Source organism: Streptomyces sp. NPDC043952, from assembly GCF_056435325.1.
The window spans coordinates 210,230-222,474 of record NZ_JBWKES010000002.1 but is presented as its reverse complement, the minus strand read 5'-3'; the positions used below and the strand labels follow the sequence as shown (position 1 = coordinate 222,474).

Here is a 12,245-nt window from a genome sequence, read left to right as displayed (position 1 = left end):
ACGAAGGGGAAGCCATGACAGCGACGACCGACGGAAGCACCGGGGCCACCTTGCCGTCCCGCGCTGCCGCGGCCAGCGACACCACCCTCACCACCCCCGAGGCGGCCGGGGTACCGGAAGCCGCCGCACGGGCCGCCCGCCGCGCCACCGACTTCCTGCTCGCGAAGCAGGACGCCGAGGGCTGGTGGAAGGGCGACCTGGAGACCAACGTCACCATGGACGCCGAGGACCTGCTGCTCCGCCAGTTCCTGGGCATCCAGGACGACAAGATCACGGGGGCCGCCGCGAAGTTCATCCGCGGTGAGCAGCGCGAGGACGGCACCTGGGCCACCTTCTGGGGCGGGCCCGGCGAACTGTCCACCACCATCGAGGCGTACGTCGCCCTGCGCCTGGCCGGCGACGCGCCCGACGCCCCGCACATGGCGCGCGCCGCCGCCTGGATCCGCGAGCGGGGCGGCATCGCCGCCGCCCGTGTCTTCACCCGCATCTGGCTGGCCCTGTTCGGCTGGTGGAAGTGGGAGGACCTGCCGGAGATGCCGCCGGAGCTGATCTGGTTCCCCGGCTGGATGCCGCTGAACATCTACGACTTCGGGTGCTGGGCCCGGCAGACGATCGTGCCGCTCACCATCGTCTCGGCCAAGCGCCCGGTGCGCCCCGCGCCCTTCGCGCTGGACGAGCTGCACACCGACCCGGCCAACCCCAACCCGCCCAAGCCCCTCGCCCCGGCGAACACCTGGGACGGCGCCTTCCAGCGGCTGGACAAGGGGCTCCAGCGGCTGCGCAAGGTCGTCCCGCGCCGGGTGCGCAAGGCCGCGATGAACGCCGCCGCCCGCTGGATCATCGAGCGGCAGGAGAACGACGGCTGCTGGGGCGGCATCCAGCCCCCGGCCGTGTACTCGGTCATCGCCCTGCACCTGCTCGGCTACGACCTCGAACACCCGGTGCTGCGCGAGGGGCTGGCCTCGCTGGACCGGTTCGCCGTGTGGCGCGAGGACGGCGCCCGGATGATCGAGGCCTGCCAGTCCCCGGTGTGGGACACCTGCCTCGCCGCCATCGCGCTGGTCGACGCCGGACTGCCCGCCGACCACCCGCAACTGGTCAAGGCGGCCGACTGGTTGCTCGGCGAGGAGATCGTCCGGCCCGGCGACTGGGCCGTCAAGCGCCCCCAACTGCCGCCGGGCGGCTGGGCGTTCGAGTTCCACAACGACAACTACCCGGACATCGACGACACCGCCGAGGTCTCCCTCGCGCTGCGCCGGATCCGGCACCACGACCCCGAGCGGACGGACCGGGCGATCGGGCGCGCGGTGCGCTGGAACCTCGGCATGCAGTCGAAGAACGGCGCGTGGGGCGCCTTCGACGTCGACAACACCAGCCCGTTCCCGAACCGGCTGCCGTTCTGCGACTTCGGCGAGGTCATCGACCCGCCGTCCGCCGACGTCACCGCGCACGTGGTGGAGATGCTCGCCGCCGAGGGCCTCGCCCACGACCCGCGCACCCGGCGCGCCATCGCCTGGCTGCTCGCCGAACAGGAGCCCAGCGGGGCGTGGTTCGGCCGCTGGGGCGTCAACTACATCTACGGCACCGGGTCGGTGGTCCCCGCGCTGACCGCGGCCGGACTGCCCGGCTCGCACCCGGCGATCCGGCGGGCGGTTTCCTGGCTGGAGTCGGTCCAGAACGACGACGGCGGCTGGGGCGAGGACCTGCGCTCCTACCAGCACGCCAGGCAGTGGGCCGGCCGGGGCGCCTCCACCCCCTCGCAGACCGCGTGGGCGCTGATGGCGCTGCTCGCGGCGGGGGAGAAGGACTCCAAGGCCGTCGAGCGGGGCGTCCAGTGGCTCGCGGCCACCCAGCGGGAGGACGGCACCTGGGACGAGCCGTACTTCACCGGCACCGGCTTCCCCTGGGACTTCTCCATCAACTACCACCTGTACCGGCAGGTGTTCCCGCTCACCGCGCTCGGCCGGTACCTGCACGGCGACCCCTTCGAGCGGCAGCTGCTCGCCAAGGCCCCCCGGCCGCGGGCCGCCGCGGCCGGGCCCGCGGGGTCACCCCTGTCCGAGGCCAAGGGGAGCTGATGTGAACGTCCAGCCCGCTCCGGCCCCGCTGCTGATCGCCTGCGCGCTCGGCATCGAGCACCTCGCCCTGCGCTCGGGCGACCGCGGCGGGGCCGGCGGGCCGGTCACGTTCGTCCGTACCGGGATGGGGCCGCGGGCGGCGCGGCGCTCCCTCACCCGGCACCTGGCCCGGCCCGCGCTCACCGGGGCCGCCGTACTGGCCACCGGTTTCTGCGCGGGCCTCGCCCCCGGTATGCACCCCGGTGACCTGGTGGTCGCCGAGGAGACCCGCGACCCGCACGGGATCGTCCCGTGCGCGGGCACCGAACTGCTGGTGAAGGAACTCGCGCGGCTGCTGCCCGGCCGCACGGTCCACACCGGCCCGCTCACCGGCTCCGATCATGTCGTCCGCGGCCCCGAACGGTCCGCCCTGCGCGCGACCGGCGCGATCGCCGTCGACATGGAGTCCGCGGCCACCCTGCTCAGCGCCGTGACCGCGGGCGAACGCCCGGTCGCCGCCGTCCGGGTGGTCGTGGACACTCCCGAACACGAACTCGTCCGGATCGGCACGGTGCGCGGTGGAATATCAGCCTTCCGCGTTCTTCGTTCCGTACTTCCCGCATATTTCGAATGGCACCGTTCTTTGCCGCTCCCCCGGAGGTGAGCCCAGATGGCCATGCCGTTGCGCCAGTCCATCAAGGTCGCTACATACCTGGCCGAACAGAAGCTCCGCAAGCGGGACAAGTTCCCGCTGATCGTGGAGCTGGAACCGCTCTTCGCGTGCAACCTCAAATGCGAGGGCTGCGGCAAGATCCAGCACCCGGCCGGGGTGCTCAAGCAGCGCATGCCGGTCGCCCAGGCGGTGGGAGCGGTGCTGGAATCGGGTGCGCCGATGGTCTCCATCGCGGGCGGCGAGCCCCTGATGCATCCTCAGATCGACGAGATCGTGCGGCAGTTGGTGGCCAAGAGGAAGTACGTCTTCCTGTGCACCAACGCGATGCTGCTGCGCAAGAAGATGGACAAGTTCACGCCCTCGCCCTACTTCGCCTTCGCGGTGCACATCGACGGGTTGCGTGAGCGGCACGACGAGTCCGTTGCCAAGGAAGGCGTGTTCGACGAGGCGGTGGCGGCCATCAAGGAGGCCAAGCGGCGCGGCTTCCGGGTGACCACCAACTCCACCTTCTTCAACACCGACACCCCGCAGACCGTCGTCGAGGTGCTCAACTTCCTCAACGACGACCTGAAGGTGGACGAGATGATGATCTCGCCCGCCTACGCCTACGAGAAGGCCCCCGACCAGGAGCACTTCCTCGGCGTGGAGCAGACCCGCGAGCTGTTCAAGAAGGCGTTCGCGGGCGGCAACCGCAGGAAATGGCGGCTCAACCACTCCCCGCTCTTCCTGGACTTCCTGGAGGGCAAGGTCGACTTCCCCTGCACCGCCTGGGCGATCCCGAACTACTCCCTCTTCGGCTGGCAGCGCCCCTGCTACCTGATGAGCGACGGGTACGTGCCGACGTACCGGGAGCTGGTGGAGGACACCGACTGGGACAAGTACGGCCGCGGCAAGGACCCGCGCTGCGCCAACTGCATGGCGCACTGCGGCTACGAGCCCACCGCCGTACTCGCCACCATGGGCTCCCTGACGGAGTCGCTGCGGGCCCTGCGCGAGACGGTCTCGGGGAACCGGGAGTAAGGCGGTGACCGCCGTACCCCTGGGCGTCCCCGGGGTACCGGCCCGGCAGGTGGCCCCGCGGCGCGCGTCGCGGCAGATCCATGTCGGGCCGGTACCGGTCGGGGGCGGGGCCCCGGTCTCGGTGCAGTCGATGACGACGACCCGTACGTCGGACGTCGGCGCCACCCTCCAGCAGATCGCCGAACTCACCGCGTCCGGCTGCCAGATCGTCCGCGTCGCCTGCCCCACGCAGGACGACGCGGACGCCCTCGCCGTCATCGCGCGCAAGTCGCAGATCCCGGTGATCGCGGACATCCACTTCCAGCCCAAGTACGTCTTCGCGGCCATCGAGGCCGGCTGCGCGGCGGTCCGGGTGAATCCGGGCAACATCAAGAAGTTCGACGACCAGATCGCGCAGATCGCGCGCGCCGCGAAGGACCACGGCACGCCGGTCCGGATCGGGGTCAACGCCGGCTCGCTGGACCGGCGGTTGCTCCGGAAGTACGGCAGGGCCACCCCGGAGGCGCTGGTCGAGTCGGCGCTGTGGGAGGCGTCCCTCTTCGAGGAGCACGGCTTCAGGGACCTCAAGATCTCGGTCAAGCACAACGACCCGGTCGTGATGATCGAGGCGTACCGGCAGCTTGCCGAACAGTGCGACTACCCGCTGCACCTGGGCGTCACGGAGGCCGGCCCCGCGTTCCAGGGCACCATCAAGTCGGCCGTCGCATTCGGGGCGTTGCTGTCGCGGGGCATCGGCGACACCATCCGGGTGTCGCTGTCCGCGCCGCCGGCCGAGGAGGTCAAGGTCGGCCTCCAGATCCTCCAGTCGCTGGGGCTGCGCGAACGGCGTCTGGAGATCGTCTCCTGCCCCTCCTGCGGCCGCGCCCAGGTGGACGTCTACCGGCTCGCCGACGAGGTCACCGCGGGGCTCGACGGCCTCGAAGTGCCGCTGCGGGTGGCGGTGATGGGCTGTGTGGTCAACGGTCCCGGAGAGGCCCGTGAGGCCGACCTGGGAGTTGCCTCAGGCAACGGAAAGGGACAGATTTTCGTGAAGGGGGAGGTCGTGCGGACCGTCCCCGAGTCCAGGATCGTCGAGACCCTGATCGAGGAGGCCCAGCGGCTCGCCGAACGGATGAAGTGAGTCCACGTAACTGCACGAAGCGAGAGGGGGCCACGAACGTGACGATTCTGGAGACGATCCGGCAACCGCGGGACCTGAAGGGGCTGTCCGGGGCGGAACTCGGGGTACTGGCCGAGGAGATACGCGAGTTCCTGGTGCAAGCGGTGTCGCGGACCGGCGGTCATCTCGGGCCCAACCTGGGCGTGGTGGAGCTGACCATCGCCCTGCACCGGGTCTTCGAGTCACCCGTCGACCGGATCCTCTGGGACACCGGCCACCAGACCTACGTACACAAGCTCTTGACGGGACGTCAGGACTTTTCCAAGCTGCGCGGCAAGGGCGGTCTGTCCGGCTACCCGGCGCGCGAGGAGTCCGAGCACGACGTCATCGAGAACAGCCACGCCTCCGCCGCGCTCGGCTGGGCCGACGGCCTCGCCAAGGCGCGCGAGGTGAAGGGGGAGCGGGGCCATGTGGTCGCCGTGGTCGGCGACGGCGCGCTGACCGGCGGCATGGCCTGGGAGGCGCTGAACAACATCGCGGACGCCCCGGACCGGCCGCTGATCATCGTCGTCAACGACAACGCGCGTTCCTACGCCCCCACGATCGGCGGGCTCGCCGACCATCTGGCCACCCTGCGCACCACCGACGGCTACGAGAAGGTGCTCGCCTGGGGGAAGGAGATCCTCCAGCGGACCCCCGTGGTCGGCGCGCCCCTCTACGAGTCCCTGCACGGCGCGAAGAAGGGCTTCAAGGACGCCTTCGCCCCCCAGGGCCTCTTCGAGGACCTGGGCCTGAAGTACGTCGGCCCGGTCGACGGGCACGACATCGGGGCCGTCGAGTCCGCGCTGCGCCGCGCCAAGCGTTTCCACGGCCCGGTCCTGGTGCACTGCCTGACCGAGAAGGGTCGCGGCTACGAGCCCGCGCTCGCCGACGAGTTGGACCGCTTCCACGCCATCGGCGTGATGGACCCGGCGACCTGCGCCCCGCTCGCCGCCGCCGGCGGGCGGTCCTGGACCTCGGTGTTCGGCGAGGAGATCGCCCGGATCGGCGGGGAACGCGAGGACGTCGTCGCGATCACCGCCGCGATGCTGCACCCGGTGGGCCTCGGCGCCTTCGCCGAACGCTTCCCGGACCGGGTGTGGGACGTGGGCATCGCCGAACAGCACGCGGTCGCCTCGGCCGCCGGGCTCGCCACCGCCGGACTGCATCCGGTCGTCGCGCTGTACGCCACCTTCCTCAACCGCGCTTTCGACCAGGTGCTGATGGATGTCGCCCTGCACCGCTGCGGGGTCACCTTCGTCCTCGACCGGGCCGGCGTCACCGGCCCCGACGGCCCCTCCCACAACGGCATGTGGGACATGTCGCTCCTCCAGGTGGTGCCGGGCCTGCGGATCGCCGCCCCGCGCGACGCGGCGCAGTTGCGCAGCCAGTTGCGCGAGGCGGTCGCCGTGGACGACGCGCCGACCGTGCTGCGCTTCCCGAAGGAGAACGTCGGCCCGGACATCCCGGCGCTCGACCGGGTGGGCGGCATGGACGTGCTGCACCGCGCGGAGCGGCCGAAGGTGCTGCTGGTCGCCGTCGGGGTGATGGCGCCGGTCTGCCTGAAGACCGCCGGGCTGCTGGAGTCGGGCGGCACCGGGTGCACGGTGGTCGATCCCCGCTGGGTCAAACCCGTCGACCCGGACCTGCCCCGGCTGGCCGCCGGGCACCGGCTGGTGGCCGTGGTCGAGGACAACAGTCGTGCCTCCGGGGTCGGTTCGGCCGTGGCGCAGGCCCTCGCGGACGCCGGGGTGGACGTGCCGGTACGGCTGTTCGGCATCCCGGACCAGTTCCTGCCGCACGCCAAGCGCAGCGAGGTGCTGGCCGACATCGGCCTCACGCCCGTGGAGATCGCCGGGCGGATCGGCGGGAGCCTGGCGGCGCGGGACGACGAGGACGCGCCGGACGGTGCCACGTCCGGCCGCCCCGCGCCCGCGGCGCCGTCGGGGCTGGTCGCGCCCGAGCGGCGGTAGCCGCACACCGACATGGTTCCGTGCCCTTCCGGGGCGCTGACAAGGAGAAGGAATGACCACCGAGTTCGACCTCGGCGCCCTGCTCGCCGAGCGCGGAGCCGAGCGCTACGAGCTGCACGCGAAGTACCTCAACCCGCAACTCCCGCGCATGCTGCACACCATCGGCTTCGACAAGGTCTACGAGCGCGCCGAGGGCGCCCACTTCTTCGACGCCGACGGCAACGACTACCTGGACATGCTCGCCGGGTTCGGGGTGATGGGCCTCGGCCGGCACCACCCGGTCGTCCGCAAGGCGCTGCACGACGTCCTGGACCTGGACCTCGCCGACCTCACCCGGTTCGACTGCCAGCCGCTGCCCGGACTGCTCGCCGAGCGGCTGCTCGCCCACAGCCCGCACCTGGACCGGGTGTTCTTCGGCAACAGCGGCACCGAGGCGGTCGAGACGGCCCTGAAGTTCGCCCGCTACGCCACCGGCCGACCCCGCGTCCTGTACTGCGAGCACGCCTTCCACGGGCTGACCACCGGCTCGCTGTCCGTCAACGGGGAGAACGGCTTCCGCGACGGCTTCGCCCCGCTGCTGCCCGACACCGCCGTCCCCCTCGGTGATCTCGACGCCCTGGCACGGGAGTTGAAGAAGGGCGATGTCGCCGCGCTGATCGTGGAGCCGATCCAGGGCAAGGGCGTGCACGAGGCACCGCCCGGCTATCTGCGGGCCGCGCAGGAGCTGTTGCACAAGCACAAGGCGCTGCTGATCGCCGACGAGGTGCAGACCGGCCTCGGCCGCACCGGCGACTTCTACGCCTACCAGCACGAGGACGGTGTGGAACCCGACCTGGTGTGTGTCGCCAAGGCCCTGTCCGGCGGCTACGTCCCGGTCGGCGCGACCCTCGGCAAGGACTGGATCTTCCGGAAGGTCTACTCGTCCATGGACCGCGTGCTGGTCCACTCGGCGAGCTTCGGTGCCAACGCGCAGGCGATGGCGTGCGGGCTCGCCGTGCTGTCGGTCATGGAGAACGAGCAGATCGTCGCGGGCGTGCGCACCACCGGCGACCTGCTGAAGTCCCGGCTCACCGAACTCGTCGAGAAGTACGAGCTGCTGGCCGACGTCCGCGGCCGGGGCCTGATGATCGGCATCGAGTTCGGCAAGCCGTCCTCGCTGAAGCTGCGCAGCCGCTGGGCCATGCTCCAGGCCGCCCGCAAGGGGCTGTTCGCCCAGATGGTGGTCGTGCCGCTGCTCCAGCGGCACCGGATCCTCACCCAGGTCTCCGGCGACCACCTCGAAGTGATCAAGCTGATCCCGCCGCTCGTCTTCGGCGAGGCCGACGTGGACCGGTTCATCGAGGGCTTCACCGCGGTCATGGACGACGCGCACAGCGGCGGCGGTCTGATGTGGGACTTCGGCAGGACGCTGATCAAGCAGGCGGTCGCCAACCGCTGACCGGTCAGGCGAACGCCCCCAGGAGGATCCACGGATAGAGGAAGCCGGCCGCGCCGAGCACGGTCCCGGTGGCGGCCGGCCACATCCTGCCCAGTCCCCGGCGGGCGTAGTGGACGCCCGCGAGGCCGAAGGTGACGGCGAGCGCGCCCGCGAGCCCGGTCACCGGGAACAGCATGAGCAGCGGGCAGATCCCCGGGGCGGCCACGGCACCGAGGACGAGCGCGGTGGGGCCGAGGAGGGTGGCGGGCGAGTCGTCGCCGCAGCCGGGCGGGCGGTGGTCGGACATGTGAACCCCCATGCTTTGAACGTGTTCAAAAGCTGGGGGTGATCGTAGCAGCGCACGGCTTTTGCCTGGGAGGCAAGAAATTTGCCCGACGGGCAAAAGGAGCGCTGAATAGAGGCATGAACGCCTCAGATGCCGCATCGCCGGCGGCGGGCCAGGGTGACGATCTGCCCGCCGTCGCGCCGCAGCTGCGCGCACTGCGCCGACGGGCCGGTCTCACCCTGGAGGCGGCGGCCCGCAATGCCGGACTCTCACCGGCCCATCTGTCCCGGCTGGAGACCGGCCAGCGCGGGCCCTCGCTGCCGATGCTGCTCGCACTCGCGCGTACCTACGGTACGACGGTCTCCGAACTCCTCGGCGAACGGGTCGCCGACCAAAACGCGATTGTGCGGGCCGCGGACATGGACCCGACACGGGCCGCCGGGTGGACCTACTTCCAGGCCGGGGCCCCCGGCCGGGGGATGCAGGCGCTGCGGGTGCACGCACCGTACGGCGCGCAGGGCGACATCGTGCGCGTCCACCCCGGCGAGGAGTGGCTCTACGTCCTCAAGGGACGGCTGCGGCTGCGCCTCGGTGACGCCACGCATCTGCTCGCCCCCGGCGACAGCGCCCACTTCGACTCGCTCACCCCGCACCGCCTCGCCGCCGAGGACCCGGACGGCGTGGAGCTTCTGTTCGTCCACACCCTGCTACAGAGCCCCACGGCCGCGCTGTGCCTGGGGCACCTGAACGGAGAGCCGTCATGAGCGACCTGGAGACCAAGTTCCCCCGTTCCCTGTGGATCCGGCTGATCATCTACATCGCCGTCGGGCACGTCCTGGCCGCGTTCCTCTTCCTGCTGTTCAGGATCGGCGGCAAGAGCTGAGCCCGCGCCGGTCGCGAGGCGGGCGCGGGCCGCACGGACGGGTCAGTCCACCAGCCGCGCCCGCAGCCGCTCACGGGTCTCGGGAGTGAGCCGCAGGCCCTGCTCCAGATAGCCGTCCACGCCGCCCCAGGTCTCCTCGATGGTCTCGAAGGCGGCCGTCAGATACTCGGCGCGCGCGTCGAACAGCGGGCTGAGCAGCTCCATCACCTCGGACGTGTACGCGCTCTGGGCGCTGCCGCTGCGCCGCACCTTGTAGCGGCGGTGCTTGGCGTTGGACTCCAGGTAGTCGGCGACGATCGCGTCCCGCTCCACCCCCACGGCGAGCAGGGTGACGGCTATCGAGATGCCCGCGCGGTCCTTGCCGGCCGCGCAGTGCAGCAGCGCCGGCACGCTGTCCCCGGCGATCGCGTGCAGCACCCGCGAGTGCTCGGCGGTGCGGTCGCGCACGATGGACCGGTACGAGGCGACCATCCGGGCCGCGCCCTTGCCGTCGTCCAGTATCGCGCGCAGCTCGTCGAGATTGCCGTCACGGACCATCTTCCAGAACTCGGCGCCGTCCGCCGGGTCGCTCAGCGGCAGGTTCACATTGCGCACGCCGGGCAGCGCGATGTCCGGGCCTTCCAGCTTCTGGTCGGCCGCGTTGCGGAAGTCGAAGATGGTGTGCAGGCCCAGGGACGAGAGGAAGGCCACGTCCTGCGCGGTCGCGTGCGCCAGGTGCCCGCTGCGGAACAGCACGCCATGGCGCAGCCGGCGGCCGTCCACGGTCGGCAGTCCGCCGACGTCACGGAAATTGCGCACACCGGCCAGCTCCGGCTCGGTCGACGGGACCTGCTGCGTCACGGGGGCTCCTCCCGGTCGGTCCCCGCCGTCACGGCTCGCGGCGGGCGCTGCGTCGACCATACGGCATTGGTTTCGTGGGGCAATGAGTTGTCCACAGGCCTGGTCGGCGGGGAGGGAAGGACCCGGATGAGGCGGGTGCACGGGTTGTCCGGGGCCGCCCGTCGCCGCGGAGCAGGGGTCGCCCCGACCGCCGGTCGCCCCGGCCCGCGGGTCGCCCCGACCGCCGGTCACCCCCGCCCGCGGGTCGGCAACGCGCCGGGTACCGCGTGCGGTTGGCGCCCTCGCCCGAGAAGCGTGTCCGGGCTCCAACAGCGCTGGTGGCGGCCGTATTCCTGGAACCGGGAAACTTTCCAAGTGGCTCATCTCACCGTTCGTCAACCCCTTCCTACGGTCGCGTAGGTCACACCCCAAGGTGAATCATGGCCCGACGTGGCAGACGATTCGAAGAATGACAGCAGATCAGTGATCGGGTCGTACGTGGCGGTGGGGGACAGCTTCACCGAGGGCGTCGGCGATCCCGGCCCCGACGGGGCATTCGTGGGCTGGGCCGACCGGTTGGCGGTCCTGCTCGCCGACCGGCGGCCCGAGGGTGACTTCCAGTACACCAACCTCGCGGTGCGCGGGAAGCTGCTGGACCAGATCGTGGCAGACCAGGTCCCGCAGGCCGTGGAACTCGCCCCGGATCTGGTCTCCTTCTGCGCGGGCGGCAACGACATCATCCGGCCCGGCACCGACCCGGACGAGGTGGCCGAGCGGTTCGAGGCGGCAGTGGCCCGGCTCGCCTCGGCGGCCGGCACCGTCATGGTGACCACCGGGTTCGACACCCGCGGCGTCCCCCTGCTCAAGCACCTGCGCGGCAAGATCGCCACGTACAACGGGCATGTGCGAGCCATCGCCGACCGGTACGGCTGCCCCGTGCTCGACCTGTGGTCGCTGCGGTCGGTGCAGGACCGCCGGGCCTGGGACAGCGACCGGCTGCACCTCTCCCCCGAGGGGCACACCCGTGTCGCGCTGCGCGCCGGGCAGGCGCTCGGCCTGGAGATCCCGGCCGACCCGGAGCAGCCGTGGCCGCCGCTGCCGCCCCGCGGCACCCTGGAGGTCCGCCGCGACGACGTCCACTGGGCCCGCGAGCACCTCGTCCCGTGGATCGGCCGCCGGCTGCGCGGCGAGTCCTCCGGTGACCACGTCACCGCGAAGGGCACCCTCTCCCCCGAGGACATCCGGACCCGCATCGCCTCCGTGGCCTGACCGGTCCGGGCTACGTACGGCGCCGCCTTCGTGGTCTGACCGGTTCGGGACAGGTACTGCGCGGCCTTCGTGGTCTGACTGGTTCGGGACACGTTCTGCGCGGCCTTCGTGGTCTGACTGGTTCGGGACACGTTCTGCGCGGCCTTCGTGGTCTGACCGGTTCGGGACATGTACTGCGCCGCCTCCGTGGTCTGACCGGTTCGGGACACCTACCGCGCCGCCTCCTCGGCCCCACCGGTCCCGGAGACGGACCGCGCCATGGCCTGACCGGTCCGGAACGCACGCCGCCCCGCCCCGCACCTCACCCGGTGCGGCGCGGGGCGGTGCGCGTATCGCCGTACATGCCCGCGCGCCGCCCGCGCGCACCGGCGCGCCCCCGGACCGGGAATTACGCAACCGGATTTCGGAATGCCGGTTCGTGTTAGCCCGTTCCCGCCTGGAAATCGGTGACGCCGCCGCCGGCTACTCGGGACGGCGGTCGCGGCCGTTCGGAAGCTCGCCCGAAGTGGTTTCCTCCAGAAGGGCGGTGTACTTCCGGGAAAGCTCCTCGTACCGCTCGTCCGCCCCCTGTCCGGCGCGCTTGCGCCGGGTCATGACGTACAGCGCGAGCGGCCCGGCGATCATCGAGACGACCGGGATCAGCGGCCACCACGGCATGGATCCTCCCCTGGGTGCGTGGTGCCCCGGCAACCGGCCCGGCCCACCTGGTC

At 71.6% G+C, this 12,245-nt stretch carries 12 protein-coding genes; 9 read left to right on the top strand and 3 right to left on the bottom strand.

Annotated features, from left to right (window positions below; genetic code table 11):
* Nucleotides 1-14 precede the first annotated feature (14 nt).
* From shc to AC069R_RS02860, 6 genes are read left to right on the top strand one after another with little or no spacing between them, the layout of a single operon-like run.
* Entirely contained in the window at nt 15-2,078 is a 2,064-nt protein-coding gene (gene shc / locus AC069R_RS02885) for a squalene--hopene cyclase (RefSeq protein ID WP_478763957.1), read from the top strand.
* Between the two features lies 1 nt (nt 2,079).
* Nucleotides 2,080-2,721, top strand: coding sequence for a phosphorylase family protein (locus AC069R_RS02880; RefSeq protein ID WP_478763955.1), 642 nt, complete (start codon nt 2,080-2,082; stop codon nt 2,719-2,721).
* Between the two features lie 6 nt (nt 2,722-2,727).
* On the top strand, nt 2,728-3,750 hold the full coding sequence (gene hpnH, locus AC069R_RS02875) for an adenosyl-hopene transferase HpnH (protein WP_397982958.1): 1,023 nt from the start codon (nt 2,728-2,730) through the stop codon (nt 3,748-3,750).
* Between the two features lie 4 nt (nt 3,751-3,754).
* Nucleotides 3,755-4,870: a flavodoxin-dependent (E)-4-hydroxy-3-methylbut-2-enyl-diphosphate synthase gene (ispG, locus tag AC069R_RS02870; protein ID WP_478763952.1), complete on the top strand. Its 1,116-nt coding sequence runs from the start codon at nt 3,755-3,757 to the stop codon at nt 4,868-4,870.
* 38 nt (nt 4,871-4,908) lie between these two features.
* Complete coding sequence (gene dxs, locus AC069R_RS02865) at nt 4,909-6,861, top strand: 1-deoxy-D-xylulose-5-phosphate synthase (RefSeq protein WP_478763950.1); 1,953 nt, start codon at nt 4,909-4,911, stop codon at nt 6,859-6,861.
* A gap of 52 nt (nt 6,862-6,913) precedes the next feature.
* Nucleotides 6,914-8,299 (top strand): aspartate aminotransferase family protein, encoded by a 1,386-nt coding sequence (locus AC069R_RS02860; protein WP_478763949.1) that lies wholly within the window; start codon nt 6,914-6,916, stop codon nt 8,297-8,299.
* A gap of 4 nt (nt 8,300-8,303) precedes the next feature.
* Here the strand turns inward: AC069R_RS02860 and AC069R_RS02855 are convergent, their stop codons facing one another.
* The gene (locus AC069R_RS02855) at nt 8,304-8,585 is read right to left on the bottom strand and encodes a hypothetical protein (protein WP_478763947.1); all 282 of its coding nucleotides are present in this window, start codon (nt 8,583-8,585) and stop codon (nt 8,304-8,306) included.
* Nucleotides 8,586-8,701: 116 nt separating this feature from the next.
* Here AC069R_RS02855 and AC069R_RS02850 point away from each other — a divergent pair, with 116 nt between their 5' ends.
* Both AC069R_RS02850 and AC069R_RS02845 read left to right on the top strand, forming a co-directional pair.
* Complete coding sequence (locus tag AC069R_RS02850) at nt 8,702-9,328, top strand: helix-turn-helix domain-containing protein (RefSeq protein WP_478763945.1); 627 nt, start codon at nt 8,702-8,704, stop codon at nt 9,326-9,328.
* Nucleotides 9,325-9,447 (top strand): DUF6126 family protein, encoded by a 123-nt coding sequence (locus tag AC069R_RS02845; protein ID WP_478763943.1) that lies wholly within the window; start codon nt 9,325-9,327, stop codon nt 9,445-9,447. The genes AC069R_RS02850 and AC069R_RS02845 overlap by 4 nt, the downstream gene beginning before the upstream one ends.
* A gap of 42 nt (nt 9,448-9,489) precedes the next feature.
* Here the strand turns inward: AC069R_RS02845 and AC069R_RS02840 are convergent, their stop codons facing one another.
* Nucleotides 9,490-10,287: a tyrosine-protein phosphatase gene (locus AC069R_RS02840; protein ID WP_478763941.1), complete on the bottom strand. Its 798-nt coding sequence runs from the start codon at nt 10,285-10,287 to the stop codon at nt 9,490-9,492.
* Between the two features lie 462 nt (nt 10,288-10,749).
* Between AC069R_RS02840 and AC069R_RS02835 the strand changes: the two genes are divergently transcribed.
* Nucleotides 10,750-11,535 carry an SGNH/GDSL hydrolase family protein gene (locus tag AC069R_RS02835; RefSeq protein ID WP_478764218.1) on the top strand — a complete coding sequence of 262 codons (786 nt, stop codon included), beginning with the start codon at nt 10,750-10,752 and terminating at the stop codon, nt 11,533-11,535.
* Between the two features lie 462 nt (nt 11,536-11,997).
* Here AC069R_RS02835 and AC069R_RS02830 read toward each other — a convergent pair whose 3' ends face one another.
* Complete coding sequence (locus AC069R_RS02830; RefSeq protein WP_478763939.1) at nt 11,998-12,192, bottom strand: hypothetical protein; 195 nt, start codon at nt 12,190-12,192, stop codon at nt 11,998-12,000.
* Nucleotides 12,193-12,245 lie beyond the last annotated feature (53 nt).

What these genes read in the sequence shown, in the direction of transcription:
- shc (WP_478763957.1), top strand. Translation starts at nt 15, where the DNA reads ATGACAGCGACGACCGACGGAAGCACCGGGGCCACCTTGCCGTCCCGC.
- hpnH (WP_397982958.1), top strand. Translation starts at nt 2,728, where the DNA reads ATGGCCATGCCGTTGCGCCAGTCCATCAAGGTCGCTACATACCTGGCC.
- AC069R_RS02860 (WP_478763949.1), top strand. Translation starts at nt 6,914, where the DNA reads ATGACCACCGAGTTCGACCTCGGCGCCCTGCTCGCCGAGCGCGGAGCC.
- AC069R_RS02855 (WP_478763947.1), bottom strand. Translation starts at nt 8,585, where the DNA reads ATGTCCGACCACCGCCCGCCCGGCTGCGGCGACGACTCGCCCGCCACC.
- AC069R_RS02850 (WP_478763945.1), top strand. Translation starts at nt 8,702, where the DNA reads ATGAACGCCTCAGATGCCGCATCGCCGGCGGCGGGCCAGGGTGACGAT.
- AC069R_RS02845 (WP_478763943.1), top strand. Translation starts at nt 9,325, where the DNA reads ATGAGCGACCTGGAGACCAAGTTCCCCCGTTCCCTGTGGATCCGGCTG.
- AC069R_RS02830 (WP_478763939.1), bottom strand. Translation starts at nt 12,192, where the DNA reads ATGCCGTGGTGGCCGCTGATCCCGGTCGTCTCGATGATCGCCGGGCCG.